This is a genomic window from Pseudomonas sp. 22526 (genome assembly GCF_052044735.1).
Classification (GTDB): Bacteria; Pseudomonadota; Gammaproteobacteria; order Pseudomonadales; family Pseudomonadaceae; genus Aquipseudomonas; species Aquipseudomonas piscium.
This window is the reverse complement of sequence record NZ_JBQENK010000008.1, coordinates 298,411-314,697: the sequence shown is the minus strand read 5'-3', so window position 1 is coordinate 314,697 and position 16,287 is coordinate 298,411. Positions and strand designations below refer to the sequence as shown.

The 16,287-nt window shown below is 65.9% G+C and carries 15 protein-coding genes; 11 read left to right on the top strand and 4 right to left on the bottom strand.

The features are described from left to right. Positions 1–251 precede the first annotated feature (251 nt). Genes cobJ through cobG form a run of 4 tightly spaced genes read right to left on the bottom strand, consistent with a single transcriptional unit; the run spans position 252 to position 4,603 of the window. Positions 252–1,940 (bottom strand): precorrin-3B C(17)-methyltransferase, encoded by a 1,689-nt coding sequence (gene cobJ / locus ACTJKT_RS15000; protein WP_440787626.1) that lies wholly within the window; start codon positions 1,938–1,940, stop codon positions 252–254. After that, positions 1,940–2,671 (bottom strand): precorrin-2 C(20)-methyltransferase, encoded by a 732-nt coding sequence (locus ACTJKT_RS14995; RefSeq protein ID WP_440787637.1) that lies wholly within the window; start codon positions 2,669–2,671, stop codon positions 1,940–1,942. The genes cobJ and ACTJKT_RS14995 overlap by 1 nt, the downstream gene beginning before the upstream one ends. Next, entirely contained in the window at positions 2,671–3,297 is a 627-nt protein-coding gene (locus tag ACTJKT_RS14990) for a precorrin-8X methylmutase (RefSeq protein WP_440787625.1), read from the bottom strand. The genes ACTJKT_RS14995 and ACTJKT_RS14990 overlap by 1 nt, the downstream gene beginning before the upstream one ends. Further along, on the bottom strand, positions 3,290–4,603 hold the full coding sequence (gene cobG, locus ACTJKT_RS14985; protein ID WP_440787624.1) for a precorrin-3B synthase: 1,314 nt from the start codon (positions 4,601–4,603) through the stop codon (positions 3,290–3,292). The genes ACTJKT_RS14990 and cobG overlap by 8 nt, the downstream gene beginning before the upstream one ends. 138 nt (positions 4,604–4,741) lie before the next feature. On the opposite strand from cobG, the gene cbiE reads away from it, so the two are divergent. The 11 genes from cbiE to ACTJKT_RS14930 all read left to right on the top strand — a co-directional run bounded on the left by cbiE (position 4,742) and on the right by ACTJKT_RS14930 (position 16,264). Then, complete coding sequence (cbiE, locus tag ACTJKT_RS14980; protein WP_440787623.1) at positions 4,742–5,947, top strand: precorrin-6y C5,15-methyltransferase (decarboxylating) subunit CbiE; 1,206 nt, start codon at positions 4,742–4,744, stop codon at positions 5,945–5,947. Positions 5,948–6,009: 62 nt separating this feature from the next. Further along, positions 6,010–7,107 carry a cobalt-precorrin-5B (C(1))-methyltransferase gene (locus ACTJKT_RS14975; RefSeq protein ID WP_440787621.1) on the top strand — a complete coding sequence of 366 codons (1,098 nt, stop codon included), beginning with the start codon at positions 6,010–6,012 and terminating at the stop codon, positions 7,105–7,107. Further along, on the top strand, positions 7,104–7,817 hold the full coding sequence (locus ACTJKT_RS14970; RefSeq protein ID WP_440787620.1) for a cobalt-precorrin-6A reductase: 714 nt from the start codon (positions 7,104–7,106) through the stop codon (positions 7,815–7,817). Before ACTJKT_RS14975 ends, ACTJKT_RS14970 begins: the two co-directional genes overlap by 4 nt. Before the next feature lie 215 nt (positions 7,818–8,032). Beyond that, a complete protein-coding gene (locus ACTJKT_RS14965) occupies positions 8,033–8,368 on the top strand; it encodes a type II toxin-antitoxin system RelE/ParE family toxin (RefSeq protein ID WP_440787619.1) in 336 nt (111 codons plus the stop codon). Positions 8,369–8,373: 5 nt separating this feature from the next. Next, entirely contained in the window at positions 8,374–8,697 is a 324-nt protein-coding gene (locus tag ACTJKT_RS14960) for a helix-turn-helix domain-containing transcriptional regulator (RefSeq protein ID WP_009046758.1), read from the top strand. Between the two features lie 113 nt (positions 8,698–8,810). Continuing rightward, a complete protein-coding gene (locus ACTJKT_RS14955; RefSeq protein WP_097305768.1) occupies positions 8,811–9,209 on the top strand; it encodes a DUF2946 domain-containing protein in 399 nt (132 codons plus the stop codon). 48 nt (positions 9,210–9,257) lie between these two features. Further along, positions 9,258–9,752: a copper chaperone PCu(A)C gene (locus tag ACTJKT_RS14950; protein ID WP_053277258.1), complete on the top strand. Its 495-nt coding sequence runs from the start codon at positions 9,258–9,260 to the stop codon at positions 9,750–9,752. A 54-nt stretch (positions 9,753–9,806) separates the two neighbouring features. Further along, positions 9,807–10,211 carry a DUF2946 domain-containing protein gene (locus ACTJKT_RS14945; protein WP_440787618.1) on the top strand — a complete coding sequence of 135 codons (405 nt, stop codon included), beginning with the start codon at positions 9,807–9,809 and terminating at the stop codon, positions 10,209–10,211. 91 nt (positions 10,212–10,302) lie between these two features. Further along, positions 10,303–12,438 carry a TonB-dependent copper receptor gene (locus ACTJKT_RS14940; protein ID WP_440787617.1) on the top strand — a complete coding sequence of 712 codons (2,136 nt, stop codon included), beginning with the start codon at positions 10,303–10,305 and terminating at the stop codon, positions 12,436–12,438. Positions 12,439–12,582: 144 nt separating this feature from the next. After that, positions 12,583–13,965 carry a PepSY-associated TM helix domain-containing protein gene (locus ACTJKT_RS14935; RefSeq protein ID WP_440787616.1) on the top strand — a complete coding sequence of 461 codons (1,383 nt, stop codon included), beginning with the start codon at positions 12,583–12,585 and terminating at the stop codon, positions 13,963–13,965. Positions 13,966–14,137: 172 nt separating this feature from the next. Continuing rightward, complete coding sequence (locus tag ACTJKT_RS14930) at positions 14,138–16,264, top strand: TonB-dependent receptor (protein ID WP_440787636.1); 2,127 nt, start codon at positions 14,138–14,140, stop codon at positions 16,262–16,264. Positions 16,265–16,287 lie beyond the last annotated feature (23 nt).

Sequence of the window (16,287 nt, the reverse complement as noted above, 5' to 3'; positions counted from 1 at the left end):
CGAAGCCGACCGGAGTCGATGCCCCCTGATGGACGCCGGAGCGAGGGAACCTGAGCGCAGCGAAGGCCGTACGCAGGGGCAAGCCCTTTTGGTTACTTTTGGGGCGTTTGCCAAAAGTGACCCGCCGTAAGGGCGGAACCATAAGTGGCCGTTACCGCAGAAACGGATATGTACTCCGTCCAACATCACCAGCGACATCACCACCGCTATCGCGGGCAAGCCTCGCTCCTACAGAAGCCCCCAAGCCCGCGCTACGGATACCAGCGCGGCGTATACACCCACTCCCCACCTCCAGCCTTGGGGAATACGCAGGTAGTGGAAGACCCCACCAACACCATGGTCCGCATATCCACCTGCTCCGGGGTCAGGTCGCCAAGGGTGGTGACCCGCAGGCTCTGCCCCGGCCGACCAATATCCCGCCCCAACACCACCGGCGTCTCCGGCGTCCGATGCTGACGCACGATCTCCAAGGCACGCCCCAATTGCCACGGCCGCGAACGGGAAATCGGATTGTAGAACGCCAGCGCCAGATCAGCCTGGGACGCCAGGTCCAGGCGCTTCTCGATAATCGCCCAGGGCTTGAGGTTGTCCGACAGCGACAGCACACAGAAGTCGTGCCCCAAAGGCGCGCCAGCCTGCGCGGCGGTGGCCAGGGAAGCGGAAACCCCGGGCAGGATTTCCAGCTCGACCTGATGCCAGCTCGGCTCGCTGGATTCGTGCAGCGCTTCCAGCACCGCCGCGGCCATGGCGAACACACCCGGGTCGCCGGAGGACACCACCACCACCGAACGGCCTTGGGCGGCGAGTTCGAAGGCGTGGCGCGCCCGCTGCATTTCTTCGCGATTGTCGGTGCAGTGCATGACCTGGTCGGCACGGAACGGGCCGGCCATGCGCACATAGGTTTCGTAGCCGAGGATATCGTTGGCCCGCGCCAGTTCGGCTTTCACCGCCGGCACCATCAGCTCGGCGGCGCCAGGGCCCAGACCAATTACCGCCAGGCGGCCACGGGGGCGGCCGATCTGCTGCGGGTCCAGCGGCTGGCTGGCCACGGCAATGGCAATGTCCTCGCCCACGTTGAGGGGCGGCAGCAATTGCGGCACGGCCTGTTGCGCCAGTTCGGCCACACTGCTGGCCGCCGGGGCGAAGCGCAGGGGCACGCCCAGCTCGGCGGCGACTTCGCGCAAGACAAGGCTGGTCATGTCACTGTCGGCGGCCAGCAGGCAGGCGACGGATTGCACAGCGATCTTCTTCTGGTGCAGGGCATCCCGCAGCGCATCGGCGCCAGTGATCTTGCCGTTACAGGCAATCAGCACGCTGCGCGGGTAGATCAGCAGTTCGTTGGCGGCCGGCTCACGCTCGGCCGAGCCGACGCGGATGGTCAGCCGAGCGTGCCGGTCTTCCGGCAACCGGGCCTCGGCCAGCCAGGGCGCGGCGCCTTCGATGCGCACGCTTTCACCACCCAGCAGGTCCGAAACGAAACGCTTGCCCAGTTCCAGATCGCCCAGGGCATAACCGCTGGGTGGGTTGAGCAGGCAGGTACCGAAACGCAGCTCGCCGCTGGTGGTGATGGCCGCCGCCACGCCCAGGCCAGCAGCGATTTCCCGGGCCATGACGTTCACCCCGCCCAGGCCACCGAGCAACGGCACCACCGCGCTGCCGTCCTCGGCCACGGCCAGCACCGGCGGCTCCGCGCCCTTCTCCAACAGCAGCGGGGCCAGGGTACGGATGACAATGCCGGCGGCGCACAGGGCGATGATCGGCGTGTCCTGCTGATACAGCTGGCGCAGGGTCGCACCGAACTCCTGATACGAGCGGTCGGCGCCCTCGACCCGTTCGGCCAGGCCGTGGATCAGCGCGTCCGGGTACAGCTGTTGAAGTTTGCGCGCAGTCGCCAGGCTGCCTTGGCCAAGGATGACGATGGCCGGCGCGGAACGGGCCATCAACCTTGCCACCTTTCACCGGGCACGATGATCAGCGAGAAATACGGCGAAGACATCGGCTCCACTTCATCCAGCGGCACGATCTTCTGGTTGGCCATGGTCGCCCGCTCGACATACAGCGCGCGCTCGGCCAGGCCCAGTTCTTCGAGCACCTGGCGCACCTTGGGGAAGTTGCGCCCCAGCTTCATCACCACCGCCGCGTCGGCATCGGCCAGGCGGCGTTTGAGTTCGTCATGGGGCAGCACGCCGGAGAGCACCGACAGGCTCTGGTTGCGATACACCAGCGGCGCGCCCAGCACCGAGGCGCCACCGAGCATCGAGCACACGCCCGGCACCACTTCGGCCTGGTAACGCTCGGCCAGGCGGTCGTGCAGGTACATGTAGGAGCCGTAGAAGAACGGGTCGCCTTCGCAGATCACCGCCACGTCGCGGCCAGCGTCCAGGTGTTCGGCCAACTGCTCGCTGGCGCTGTCGTAGAAGTCGCTGATCACTTGCTCGTAGGACAGCGGCGCCGGCAGCACTTCGGTGGTCACCGGATAGACCAGCGGCAACAGGGTCTGCGCGTCCTGCAAATGCGCTTCGATGATGCCGAAGGCATTGCCCTTTTTACCCTTGGCGACGAAGTACGCCACCACCGGCGATTCGCGCAGCAGGCGCAGGGCCTTGACGGTAATCAGTTCCGGATCACCGGGGCCGACGCCCAGGCCGATCAAACGTCCAGGTTGCTGCATCATTCGATCTCCGTGGCCAGGGCGTTGACGGCGGCGGCGGCCATGGCGCTGCCGCCCAGGCGACCTTGCATGATCACAAAAGGCACGCCGCGGCTGTTGGCGGCGAGCATCGCCTTGGACTCTGCCGCGCCGACGAAGCCTACCGGGAAGCCGAGGATCAGCGCCGGTTTCGGTGCGCCGGCGTCGAGCATTTCCAGCAGGTAGAACAGCGCGGTCGGGGCGTTGCCAATCACCACCACACTGCCTTCCAGGTACGGCCGCCACAGCTCCAGGGCCACCGCCGAGCGGGTGTTGCCCAGCTCGCGGGCCAGCTCCGGCACGCTCTCGTCACGCAGGGTGCAGATCACCTGATTGTTCGCCGGCAGACGGGCGCGGGTGATGCCTTCGGACACCATGCGCGCATCGCAGAGGATCGGCGCACCGGCGGCCAGGGCAGTGCGCCCGGCCTTGCCCGCGCCTTCGGAGAATTGCAGACCGTCGATGGCATCGACCATGCCGCAGGCATGGATCACCCGCACCGCAAGTTTTTCCAGGTCCGCGGGGATGCGATCGAGCCTGGCCTCCTCGCGAATGATCGCGAAGGAGTTGCGATAGATCTCCTGACCGTCGCGGATGTAATCAATCATCAAGGGTGCTCCGTGGGCGGGCATCGAGCAATGCGCCGGCCGCTTCAAGGGAAAGGTTGCGTGCGTGCAGCGTGCCGAAACCCGGCTGCGCGGCATCGCGAAAATAGAGGTCGTAACGACCCGGGGCGACGGCCAGCAAGGTGGCCGGTGCCACATGGGCGGCGGCGCAGGAACGCGAGCAGCCGGACAGGTGGACGTCCAGGCGCTGGCCGTGGCGCTGGAGCAAGGCGGCCAGCTTTACCGCGTCGCCCTTGGTGTCGGCCAGGGCCTTGCCGCAGCCGCTGGAACCGGTGCAGGCAATCAGGTGAGCCAGGGGCTGCTCTGGCGAGCAGAGAAAACCCAGTTGTTGCAGGCGGCGCGTGACTTCAGCGGCGTCCTCGGCCCGCAGGTTCGGCAGCAGCAGGCTTTGCCAGGGGGTGAACCTCAGGCTGCCGTCGCCCCATTGCTCGGCCAGCTGCGCTGCGCCGCGCAGCATCGGCGGGTCCAGCCGCCCCAGGGGCGTGACGGCGCCGACATAGACCTGGCCCGGTTGCCGCTGTGGATAAGTACCGATATGCAGCGGCTCGGAAGGGGCCACGCGCTGCCAATCGCCCACCCGGATCACCGGCCCCGGCAAGCGCGCGGATACCTGCGCCAGCAGCGCGTCCGCCGAGTGCTCCGCCAACAGCTGGCGCATGCGGGTCTGTTCGGGGCGGGCCAGGTCGAGAAACAGCTCCAGCACCGCCACCACCAGGGCAAGCCCATCCTCCAGCGCTACGCTGGCCAGGGGCAGGTCCCCAGGGCAACCGGCCAGGCCGAAGGCCAGCCAGGGCTCGCCCGCGCCTTCGAACGCCGAGAGCCACAGGTCATGGGGATGCTCCAGCATGGCCAGGGCCTCGCCACCGTCAAGCTGCACGGCAAACTTGGGCGACAACTCATGAAAACGCGGATGGCTCTGCAAGGTGGCGAGAATCTGCCCGGCCAGGGGCCGGGTATCGACGATCATCGTCCGGTCGATTCCGGCCGTGGGGCTGAGCATCAGGTTGCGCACATCGTCGCCGGCCGCGGTGGCCGGTCCCAGGCCGGCGGCCAACAGCTCGGCGATCAGCGCCTGGTGCTCGGCGCCAATGCCGCGGATCTGCAGGTTGGCGCGGTTGGTCGCCTCGATCACCCCGCCGGCATACCGCTCGGCCGCAGCGGCCACCGCGCGGGCCTGGGCCGCGCTGATCGCCCCGCCGGCCAGCTTGATCCGGCAGATACCGCCGTCCAGCGCCGGGACGATACGCAGCAACCCCGGACAGGCCGAGGGGCGTAAGGCGGTGGACATCGGGCGTTCGTTCAAGGGGGTGACCGGCTGTGTGGGAAAGGCGCTTCGCGGGCGAAGGCGCGGTATTATGCCTGCTTTGTCCGAAGGCATGAAAAGCCTGCCTGTCGGAAGAACAGGTTTTACCCTCGAGGAATAGCGATGTCGCCCTGGCTGACAGTAGTGGGAATCGGTGAAGACGGCTTCAAGGGCCTGGGCAAGAACGCCCGGCGCGCCCTGCTGGGCGCTTCGCGGATCGTCGGCGGCCAGCGCCAACTGGACCTGTTGCCGGTGTGCATCCGCGGCGAGCGGCAGTTGTGGCCGAGCCCCTTCTCACTGGAGCCGGTGCTGGCCAAGCGTGGCGAGCCGGTGTGCGTGCTAGCCAGCGGCGACCCGATGCTGTTCGGTGTCGGCGCCAGCCTGGCATGCCAGGTGGCCCAGGAGGAAATGCACGTCCTGCCCTCGCCTTCCTCTTATTCACTGGCGGCCGCGCGCCTGGGCTGGCCGCTGCAAGAGGTGGTGACGCTCTCGGTGGTCGCCCGCCCCGTAGCGGCCCTCAGCGCCCAGCTGTTCAGCGGCGTGCGCCTGCTGGTCCTGAGCAATGACGGCCTCAGCCCCTCGGCCATCGCCGCGCTGTTGCGCGAACGCGGCTTCGGCCCGAGCCGGCTCAGCGTGCTCGAACATCTGGGCGGCGAAGCCGAACGGCGGACCGACGGCAGCGCCAACGACTGGAGCGACCCGGCCATCGCCGACCTCAATCTGGTGGCCATCGAATGCCTGGCCGAGCCCGATACGCCGCGCCTGTCGCGCCTGGCCGGCTTGCCGGACTCGGCCTTCCAGCACGACGGCCAGTTGACCAAGCGCGATGTCCGCGCCATTACCCTGGCCCGCCTGGCACCTGTCCCGGGCGAGTTGCTGTGGGATGTCGGCGCCGGCAGCGGCTCGATCGGCATCGAATGGATGCGCGCGCACCCCAGCTGCCGGGCCCTGGCCATCGAAGCCGACCCCGGCCGCCAGCAACTGATCGAACACAACCGCGACGCCCTCGGCGTGCCCGGCCTGCAACTGATTCGCAGCAGCGCGCCGCAGGCCCTGGACGGGCTGGAAGCCCCGAACGCGATCTTCATCGGCGGCGGCGTGACCCGCCCCGGCGTGCTCGACACCTGCTGGGCCCGGCTCAAGCCCGGTGGCCGGCTGGTGGCCAACGCCGTGACCCTGCAAAGCGAAACGACCCTGATGGCCTGGCGCGAACGGCATGGCGGCGAGCTGACCCGCATCCATGTCGCCCAGGCCCTGCCGCTGGGGGATTTCGACACCTGGCGCCAGGCGCTGCCCATTACCTTGCTCGACCTCGTCAAACCGCTATGAGCACCCTGCCCTCCCCTGTAGGAGCGAGCTTGCTCNCTCGCTCCTACACAAGGCCGCGCAGCATGCGTGAAGAAACCGCCGAGCAACCCACCCCGCTGCGCAGCGGCCTGACCACCGGCAGCTGCGCCACCGCCACCAGCCTGGCGGCGGCACGCCTGCTGCTCGAAGGCACCAGCGCCGATGCCGTGGAGATCGTCCTGCCCAAGGGCAAGCAGGTGCAGATGCGCCTGGAGTTCTGCCGCCTTACCGACAACGGCGCCGAAGCCGGCACGATCAAGGATGCCGGCGACGACCCCGACGTGACCCACGGCGCCCTGCTCTATTCCCAGGTGCGCCTGAGCCCGGACAGCGGCATTCGTTTCATCGCCGGCCAAGGCGTGGGCACCGTGACCCGACCCGGCCTGGTGCTGGGTGTGGGCGAGCCGGCGATCAATCCGGTGCCGCGCCGGATGATCAGCGAGCACCTGGCAACGCTGGCCCGGGAACGGGGCTACCCGGGCGGCTTCGAAGTCACGGTCAACGTCGAGGACGGCGAAGCCCTGGCGCTGAAAACCATGAACCCGCGGCTGGGCATTCTCGGCGGCCTGTCGATCCTCGGCACCAGTGGCATCGTGCGGCCGTTTTCCTGCGCGGCCTATATCGCCTCGATCCACCAGGGCATCGACGTCGCCAAGACCAACGGCTACCTGCATATCGCCGCCTGTACCGGCAACGCCAGCGAAGACACCATGCGCCGCGTCTACGACCTGCCGGAAATCGCCCTGATCGAAATGGGCGACTTTGTCGGCGCCGTGCTCAAGCACCTGCGCAAAGTGCCGGTGGACAAGCTCAGCCTGTGCGGCGGTTTCGGCAAGATCAGCAAGCTCGCGGCCGGGCATATGGACCTGCACAGCCGTCACTCCAGCATCGACCTGCCGCAACTGGCCGAATGGGCCGCTGCGGTCGGCGCCGACCAGACGCTGCAAAACGCCATCCGTGGCGCCAACACCAGCCAGCAGGCCCTGGCCATGGCCAGCGCCGCCGGCATCGCCCTGGGCGACGCGGTGTGCCAGCACGCCCTGGATTTCGCTCGCAGCGTGGTGCCGCCGCAGGTCCAGGTCGAAGTCTTCGCCATCGATCGCCAGGGCGGCATCGTCGGCCATGCCGGAGCCTTTCGATGAAACCCATATTGCTGCTGGGCGGCGTGACCGAAGCCCTGGCCATCGCCCGCACCCTGGGGCCGGAGCACATCTATAGCCTGGCGGGTATCGGCCGCGTGCCCGCTGACCTGAACTGCCAGGTGCGGGTCGGCGGATACGGCGGCGCCGAGGGTTTGGCCCAGTTCATCCGCGAGCAAGGCATCGAGCTGCTGCTGGACGCCACTCATCCCTACGCCGCCCGGATCAGCCAGAACGCCGCCACGGCCGCGCGGCTGTGCGGCATCCCCTGCTGGGCCCTGCGCCGACCGGCCTGGCAAGCACAGGCCGGTGACGACTGGCGCGAAGTTGGCGACTGGGCCGAACTGGTCCAGGTGCTCGAACCCTTCAAGCGCCCGCTGTTCACCCTGGGCCGCGAACCCTTGCAGCATCTGCATGAGATCCCCGCCGAGCAGTTCTGGACCCTGCGCGCCCTCGACCAGTACCCCGGCAATGAGCGGTGCGAAGTGATTGGTGCACGCGGCCCCTTCCTGATCGACAGCGAACGCGAACTGTTCGAACGCCGCCGTATCGACGTGCTGATCAGCAAGAACAGCGGCAGCAGCGCCACCGAACCCAAGCTGGAAGTGGCGCGCGAGCGTGGGGTGCCAGTGCTGATCCTGCGGCGGCCGCCATTGCCACCCGTCGATCGGGAATTCCATGACCTGGGCGAGTTGCTCCAGGCTCTGCGCTGACCTCCCGGCGCGCAAAAGCGCAGTCGATACATCGAGTTACCAAGCCATCAGACGTTCCCCGCTGAACGGTAAGGCGCAGCCCCGGCCGCCGCGCCACGGGGCCTTCGCGTATTGAAGACAGAGGAAACACTTGCGGCGTTGGCCACGAACAGGCTTTGCGTCACGATCAAAGGCCTATCCATATAGTAACTTATTTGTTACCTTTAAGGCCGGCGATGATCACAGTCGAGGAATACCAGCAAGAGAACCAGCGCAGCCCCTTCGCTCGCTGGTTCGAAACGCTGGATACCCAGGCAGCCGTCAAGGTTTCCACCGCGCTGCTACGCCTGGAAATGGGCAACACGTCCAACATCAAGTGGTTCGACGGGCTTGGCGAATACCGCATCGATTGGGGCCCGGGCTACAGAATCTACCTGATCCAGGAAGGCCGGCACCTGGTGATCCTGTTTGGCGGTGGCGACAAGTCCACCCAGCAGGCAGACATCAGGCGGGCGAAAAAACTGATCGCCGAATTCCATCACCGCAAGAAGGCCGAACTGAAAACGAGGTGACACCCATGGCACTGACTCGAAGCTTCAAGCACAGCATTGCCGAACGCGCCGAACGCGACCCGGCGTTTTCCCAGGCGCTGCTGGACGAGGCTGCTACGCTGTTCCTCAACGGCGAACCGGAGATGTCGCGGATCATTCTGCGCGACCTGATCAACGCCACCGTCGGCTTCGAAGCGCTGGCCCGGGAGACCGCCAAGCCGAGCAAGAGCCTGCATCGCATGCTGTCCGCCAGCGGCAACCCGAGCATGGACAACCTGGCCGCGATCTTTGCCGCCATCCGCGCCAAGCTCGGGGTTGCCATCGAGGTCCGCGCGGTACCGGCTCACTGAGGAACGGTATATCCAGATGGCGCTGCGACACCACACCGCACAGCGCCTTTTTACTTATCCACAGCGTTCAGGCTAAATACCCCCCTGTTCGCTCAACCTGACGGATCGTCACCATGTCCCGACAACGGCTCGCATTTGCCTGGATCGCCTGCTTCGCAGTGCTGTTCAACATGCTTGCCATGCCGCTTTCGGGAGCCATGCAGCAGACCGATCGAACACCTGCCGAGCAACTGTTGTGGGGCAGTTTCTGTTCCTCCAGCGGCACCAAGCTGGTGGCGATTTCCCTGGGCAAGCTGGAACAGCAAGCCCCGCAGAACGACGATCACTCCACCATGCAGCACTGCTGGTGCTGTTCCGGCTCGGCGCCCCTGGTCGCCCTGCCAGGCCATGCGCCGCAGTTGTATTTCGCCCGTTTCGAATCCAACCGCAGCGTCGCGCCACCCGCGCTGGTCATGCCCACACCGCGCCAGCAATGGCCGAGCCTCAATCCCCGCGCCTCTCCTCTAGTCTGATTCCACCTCGCAATTGATCTGCGTGTCGAATCGTTCTGGAGAACTGCCATGTTGAAATCCGTACAGGCCTTGCAAGCTCTGCTGCTGGCCGCCCTGCTGTTGCCCGCTGGTTTTGCCGCCGCCCATGAATACAAGGCTGGCGAGTTGCAGATCGCCCACCCCTGGTCGCAGGAGCTGCCGCCCAATGCACCGACGGTGGCGGCCTATTTCGTCATTCACAACACCGGCAAGAATGCCGACCGCCTGCTCGGCGTCGACTCGCCGATCTCGGGCAAGGCCGAACTGCATGAACACGTGCAGCAGGGCGACCTGATGAAGATGCAGCAGGTGCCCAACGTGGCGATTGCCCCAGGCGAAACCCTCACCTTCGCGCCCATGGCCTATCACGTGATGCTGCTGGAGCTCAAAGACCGCAGCCTGCTCAGCGACGGCAAGCGCTTCCCGCTGACCCTGCACTTCGAGAAATCCGGCGACGTCACGGTCGAGGTAGCAGTGCAGAAACAGGCGCCCGCGGGCACCCAGGAACACATGCACGCCCAGTAAGTACCGGCCGTCATTACCGTGAACTCCCTGCGCTCGCCTGGCACCCGGCGATCCGTGCGCACGCCCCTGAAAGTACGGCGCGGCAGCTGGATCAGCCTGTTCGCCATGCTGATGATCTTTATCGGTCCGCTGATTTCCCAGTCGATGCCGATGGATCAGGCCATGCCGATGAACATGTCCATGTCGATGGACATGAACATGGGCGAGCCCGGCTGCCACGGTGAAAACCCGCACGGCGCAGAGCACGGCAAGGTCCAGGGCGAACACCATGCGCTCTGGGAAAAGTGCGGTTATTGCGGCCTGCTGTTCAACTGCCCGGCACTGCCTGGCAGCCTGTCGTTCACGGCGCTCGACAGTTCGCCGTCGAGCCACTTCCTCACCCCCTCGCCGCGCCTGGGCCATGCCCGGCAGACGGTGTTCCCCGGCGCCCGGACCCGCGCCCCGCCAGTCATTGCGTAAACCCCTCAACCGCACTTCACCCGGCCGACTGTAGAAAAGACAGCCGTAGGCTGCTGGCCGTGTTGTTTACAAAATGATTGATGGAACCCTTATGTCCAGGTTTTCTGCTGACACTCGCCTGTGCTCTGCCCAGGCCCCCGCTACCTTTGCCCTGAACGAACCTCGCGTACGTTTCAGCCATGCCATCGCCCTGCTCTGTGGCGCCCTGCTCACGCCGCTGGCCCTGGCGGCCGAACAGCCAGTGGATCACAGCCAGCACGGAGAAGAACTGAGCCCGACGGTGATCACCGCCATCGCCCCCAGCTCACCGCTGACCGTAGTCACCAACCCCAAGGACCCGCGCCAACCGGTCCCGGCCAGCGATGGCGGCGACTACCTCAAGACCATCCCCGGCTTCGCCCTGGTGCGCAACGGCGGCACCAACGGCGACCCGGTGCTGCGCGGCATGTTCGGCTCGCGCCTGAACATCCTCACCAACGGCGGCATGATGCTCGGCGCCTGCCCAGGCCGCATGGACGCGCCGACCTCCTACATCTCACCGGAAACCTACGACAAGCTGACGGTGATCAAGGGCCCGCAAACCGTGCTCTGGGGCCCGGGGGCTTCGGCCGGGACCATCCTCTTCGACCGCGAGCCGGAAAGCTTCGGCGAGCTGGGTACCCGGGTCAACGCCAGTGTCCTGGCCGGCTCCAACGGCCGCTTCGACAAGGTGGTGGATGCCGCCGCTGGCGGTCCGCTGGGTTACGTGCGGGTGATCGGCAACCAGGCCCATTCCGACGACTACAAGGACGGCAACAACGACACCGTGCCGTCACGCTACGAGAAGTGGAACGGTGACGTCGCCGTCGGCTGGACCCCGGACGCCGATACCCTGCTGGAACTCACCGCTGGCAAGGGCGACGGCGAAGCACGTTACGCCGGGCGCGGCATGGACGGTTCGCAGTTCAAGCGCGAAAGCCTGGGGCTGCGTTTCGAGCGTTCCAACATCGGCGAGGTGCTGGATAAGGTCGAGGCACAGGTCTACTACAACTACGCCGACCACGTGATGGACAACTACAGCCTGCGCACGCCGTCCGGCACCGGGATGATGGCCGGCCCCATGGCCAGCAACGTCGACCGCCGCACCCTCGGCGCGCGGATCAAGGCCACCTGGCGCTGGGCCGATATGCAGCTGATCAGCGGCATCGATGCGCAGACCAACGAACACCGCCAGCGCAAAGGCATGGGTATCGATACCTACAAGGACCAGCCGCGCACCAAGGACGCCGACTTCCACAACTACGGGGTGTTCGGCGAACTGACCTGGTACGCCGCCGACCGCGACCGGCTGATCAGCGGCGCCCGGGTGGACCGCGCATCGGCCAAGGATTATCGCCAGACCATCAGCTCCGGAATGATGACCCGGCCCAACCCGACCGCTGGCGATACCCGCGCCGATACCCTGCCCAGCGGCTTCGTCCGCTACGAGCACGATCTGGCCGATATCCCGGCCACAGCCTACGTCGGCCTCGGCCACGCGCAACGTTTCCCGGACTACTGGGAGCTGTTCTCGCCGAAGATGGGCCCGGCCGGTTCGGTCAACGCCTTCGACTCGATCAAGCCGGAAAAGACCACCCAGCTCGACTTCGGCCTGCAATACAAGACCGAGGAACTGGAAGCCTGGGCCTCGGGCTACATCGGCCAGGTACGCGACTACATCCTGTTCAGCTACCACTCCGGGATGATGGGCACGACCTCGCAAGCCGAGAACATCGACGCGCGCATCATGGGCGGCGAACTCGGCGCGGCCTACAAGCTGACCGACAACTGGAAGGCCGACGCCACTCTGGCCTACGCCTGGGGCAAGAACAGCAGCGACGGCACGCCCCTGCCGCAGATGCCGCCGCTGGACGCGCGTTTCGGCCTGACCTACAGCGAGGACAACTGGAGCGCCGGCGCCCTGTGGCGGGTGGTGGCGGCGCAAAACCGCATCGACGAAAACAAGGGCAACGTGGTCGGCAAGGACTTCGGCAAGAGCGGTGGCTTCGGTGTGTTCTCGCTCAACGGCGCCTATCGGATCAACAAGAACCTGAAGGTCAGCACCGGCGTCGACAACCTGTTCGGCAAGGCTTACGCCGAGCACCTGAACCTGGCCGGCAACGCCGGGTTCGGCTACCCGGCCAATGACCCGCAAGCCATCAACGAACCGGGGCGCACGCTCTGGACCAAGGTGGATTTGAGCTTCTAATCACAACAAAACCTGTAGCCGCTGCCGAAGGCTGCGATAAGGCCGAAGGCCTTCAGCGATCTTGAGTACGCTGCGGCCGTTCCGGCCGATCGCAGCCTGTCGGCAGCGGCTACAGAGACAATTGCCAATGCGGAGCATTCCCTGATGAGCCAACCCAAAGTGTCTTTCTACAACCTGGCCTGGCGCTGGCATTTCTACGCCGGGCTGTTCGTAGCCCCTTTCATGGTGATGCTGTCCCTGACCGGGATCATCTACCTGTTCAAACCCCAGCTCGACCAACTGATGTATGACAACCTGCTGCAGGTGCCGAAGGGGCACCACATTCTCAGCGCCGACGAGCAGCTCCAGCGGGTCCAGGCCGCGTATCCCCAAGGCCATGTCAAACAGTACCTGCCGCCGCTCGAAGCCGGGCGCAGCGCGCAGTTCGTGGTGCAGAAGGAAGGCGGCGAACTCAATGTGTTCGTCGACCCTTACCACGGCAATATCCTTGGCGAGCAGGACGCCAAGAACAATCTGCAAGCCATCGCCCGGGCCATTCATGGTGAGCTGATGATCGGCACCCTGGGCGACCGCCTGGTGGAGCTGGCGGCGGGCTGGGGCATCGTCCTGGTGGTGTCCGGGCTGTACCTGTGGTGGCCGCGCGGCAAGTCTTCGGCCGGGGTATTGTGGCCACGTTTCAGTAGCCGCGGCCGCGTGCTGTGGCGCGACCTGCATGCCGTGGTCGGCTTCTGGGGCGCGGCGTTCCTGCTAGTGATGCTGCTCAGTGGCATGACCTGGACCGGCTTCTGGGGCAAGCAGTACGCCGAGCTGTGGAACCGCTTTCCGGCGGCGATGTGGAATGACGTGCCCAAGTCCGACCAGCAGGCCGGCGAGCTCAACACCGCCAGCCGCCAGACCGTGCCCTGGGCCATGGAGAACACGCCGATGCCGATGTCCGGCGACCATGCCGAACACATGGCCCACGGCGCCGCGCACGAAGGCCCGGCGGCTCCTGTGATCAGCCTGCAGCAGGTGCAGGACATCGCCACCCAGCGCCAGGTCGAAGCCGGTTACAGCATCACCCTGCCGACCACCGCCAGCGGCGTGTTCACCATTGCCGTGTTCGCCAACGATCCGCGCAACGACGCCACCCTGCATGTCGACCAATACACCGGCAAGGTCCTCGCCGATGTGCGCTGGGAGCAGTACAGCAATGTGGCCCGCGCCACCGAAGTCGGGGTGATGCTGCACGAAGGCAAGATGTTCGGCCCGTTCAACCAGATCGCGGTGCTGCTGATCTGCCTGATGATCCTGCTGAGCGCCGTCAGCGGCCTGGTGATCTGGTGGAAACGTCGTCCCCAGGGACGCCTCGGTGTACCGCCACTGCGCCACGACCTGCCGAAATGGAAAACCGCGATGGCGATCATGCTGGCGCTGGCCGTGGCCTTTCCCCTGGTCGGAGCCTCGCTGGTGGCCGTGTGGCTGCTGGATCGCGTGCTGTTGTCGCGCTGGAACCGCTCGGCTGAATCAGCCTCATCTTCATCATGAATCAGGCGAGATGCGCGGTTTAGAGGGATCTGTAGACTGCTGTCGCTTCAATTTTCGACATGCATAATGTTACTTTATAACACTTGTATGTATGATCCCTACTCGCGGCCACCCAGGCCGCGGGTATTCCTCCCGAAGAAGCGATTCAACCGCCCCAATGAACTGCCCCTCAATAAATAGGTACCTCGTGTCCAGCCTCTGCCTGCTGGCCCTGAATCACTCCGCCCAGGCCGACGACGCGCCCCTGACGCTGCCCACCGGCACCATCAGCGCGCCCGCCATCGACGCGCAGGACATCAGCCTGCAAACCCCGACCACTGCCGGCTCGCGCCTGGGCCTGAGCGCCCTGCAAACCCCGGCCAGCACCGAGAGCCTGAGCGGCGAGCGCATTCGCCAGCGGGGCGACCGCAGTGTGCAGGACGCGGTGTCGCGCAGTACCGGGATCAGCCGCACCGGCACACCCGGCGACGGCGGCACTTCGTTGTCGGCCCGTGGCTTTACCGGCCAGGGTTCGGTGATGCAGCTGTATGACAGCAATCGCCTGTACAGCGGCATGGGCACTGTGACCTTCCCGGTGGACACCTGGTCGGTGGAACGGGTGGATGTGCTGCGCGGCCCGGCCTCGGTGCTGTATGGCGAAGGCGCCACCGGCGCGGTGGTCAACGTGATTCCGAAGAAACCCTTCACCGGCGAGATCGAAAACCACCTGCGCCTCGGCTACGGTTCCTACGACAGCCAGCAGCAGGCCCTCGACAGCGGCGGCTCGCTGAGCGACACCCTGAGCTATCGCCTGAACCTCAACCGCCTGCGCAGCAACGGCTGGATCGATCGCGGCGACAGCGCCAGCGACTTCATCAGCGCGGCGCTGCGCTGGCAGGCCACGGACGACCTGGCGTTCACCCTCGCCCACGACTACGGCGACCAGCAGCCGATGAATGATTTCGGCACCCCGCTGGTCAATGGCCGCTTCCACGAGGGCCTGCGGGACAAGAACTACAACATCGGCAACGACAAGCAGCACTACAACGATCAGTGGACGCGCCTGACCAGCGAGTGGCAGCTCTCCGACACGGTCAGCGCCAGCAACGAGCTGTATTACCTCAAGGCCCAGCGCCGCTGGCAGAACGCCGAAAACTACAACTGGGACAGCGCCGGCCAGCAGTTGCTGCGCAGCGGCAACTTCGCCATCAAGCACCAGCAGGAGCAGGTCGGCGATCGCCAGACCTTCACCTTCAAGCACAGCCTGTTCGGCCTCGACAGCCAGACCCTGACCGGGGTCGATTACAACCGCATCCGCTTCCAGCTCAACAGCAACTCGCCGTTCAAGGATGCGCTGCCGGATGGCCAGCCGCTGGATCTGCAACACCCGGACAAGGGCCGCTTCGACAGTGCCTCGGCCTATCGCCCGCAGTTCCAGAGCACCACCAAGCAGATGTCGGCCTTCGCCGAAAACCGCACCCAACTGAGCGAGCGCTGGTCGCTGGTGACAGGTATACGCCGCGACTACGTGCAGGTGGATCGCGACGACCTGGTGGACGGCAGCCAGAGCGACAAGACCCTGACCGGCAACAACTGGAAGGCCGGCCTGGTGTTCGCCCTGACGCCGGATACTTCGTTCTACGGCCAGTACGCCACCAGCACCGACGGCGTCGGCGGCCTGATTTCCCTGAGCCCGAGCCAGCAGCAATACGACCTGGCCCGCGCCCGGCAGAGCGAGATCGGCCTCAAGCAGATGTTCTGGGACCAGCGCGGCGAATGGACCCTGGCGGCCTATCACATCGTCAAGAAGAAGCTGCTGACCGACGACCCGGGCAACCCGACGCTCAAGCAGCAGGTCGGCCAGCAGTCGTCCCGTGGCCTGGAAGCCAGCCTCGAGCTGCAACTGCCCCACGCCTGGCAACTGCAAGCCAACGCCGCCATCGTCAAGGCCCAGTACGACGACTTCGAAGAGCAGGTCGGCAATCAGTTCGTCTCGCGCAGCGGCAATCGCCCGGTGGACGTGCCGCGGCGCACCGCCAACCTATGGCTGAACAAGGCGGTGACCGATAACCTGCGGGCCGGCGCCGGGGTGCGTTATGTCGATACCCGTTACGCCGACCTGGCCAACCGCAACGAGCTGCCCAGCTACACAGTGGTCGATGCGGTGCTGTCGTGGCAGGCCTTGCGCAACACCACTTTCGGTTTGCAATTGAACAATCTGTTCGACCGGCAGTACGCGCAAAGCCAATACAATGAGGGCCAGCAATGGATCCTCGGCGAACCGCGCTCGTTTTTCGTGACCGCCGACTATCAGTTTTGAGCCGATGGCCTCATCGCGGGCAA

Excerpts from the sequence above, each read along its gene's own strand:
- cobJ (WP_440787626.1), bottom strand. The coding sequence starts at position 1,940 with ATGGCCCGTTCCGCGCCGGCCATCGTCATCCTTGGCCAAGGCAGCCTG.
- ACTJKT_RS14995 (WP_440787637.1), bottom strand. The coding sequence starts at position 2,671 with ATGCAGCAACCTGGACGTTTGATCGGCCTGGGCGTCGGCCCCGGTGAT.
- ACTJKT_RS14990 (WP_440787625.1), bottom strand. The coding sequence starts at position 3,297 with ATGATTGATTACATCCGCGACGGTCAGGAGATCTATCGCAACTCCTTC.
- cobG (WP_440787624.1), bottom strand. The coding sequence starts at position 4,603 with ATGTCCACCGCCTTACGCCCCTCGGCCTGTCCGGGGTTGCTGCGTATC.
- cbiE (WP_440787623.1), top strand. The coding sequence starts at position 4,742 with ATGTCGCCCTGGCTGACAGTAGTGGGAATCGGTGAAGACGGCTTCAAG.
- ACTJKT_RS14975 (WP_440787621.1), top strand. The coding sequence starts at position 6,010 with ATGCGTGAAGAAACCGCCGAGCAACCCACCCCGCTGCGCAGCGGCCTG.
- ACTJKT_RS14970 (WP_440787620.1), top strand. The coding sequence starts at position 7,104 with ATGAAACCCATATTGCTGCTGGGCGGCGTGACCGAAGCCCTGGCCATC.
- ACTJKT_RS14965 (WP_440787619.1), top strand. The coding sequence starts at position 8,033 with ATGATCACAGTCGAGGAATACCAGCAAGAGAACCAGCGCAGCCCCTTC.
- ACTJKT_RS14960 (WP_009046758.1), top strand. The coding sequence starts at position 8,374 with ATGGCACTGACTCGAAGCTTCAAGCACAGCATTGCCGAACGCGCCGAA.
- ACTJKT_RS14955 (WP_097305768.1), top strand. The coding sequence starts at position 8,811 with ATGTCCCGACAACGGCTCGCATTTGCCTGGATCGCCTGCTTCGCAGTG.
- ACTJKT_RS14950 (WP_053277258.1), top strand. The coding sequence starts at position 9,258 with ATGTTGAAATCCGTACAGGCCTTGCAAGCTCTGCTGCTGGCCGCCCTG.
- ACTJKT_RS14940 (WP_440787617.1), top strand. The coding sequence starts at position 10,303 with ATGTCCAGGTTTTCTGCTGACACTCGCCTGTGCTCTGCCCAGGCCCCC.
- ACTJKT_RS14935 (WP_440787616.1), top strand. The coding sequence starts at position 12,583 with ATGAGCCAACCCAAAGTGTCTTTCTACAACCTGGCCTGGCGCTGGCAT.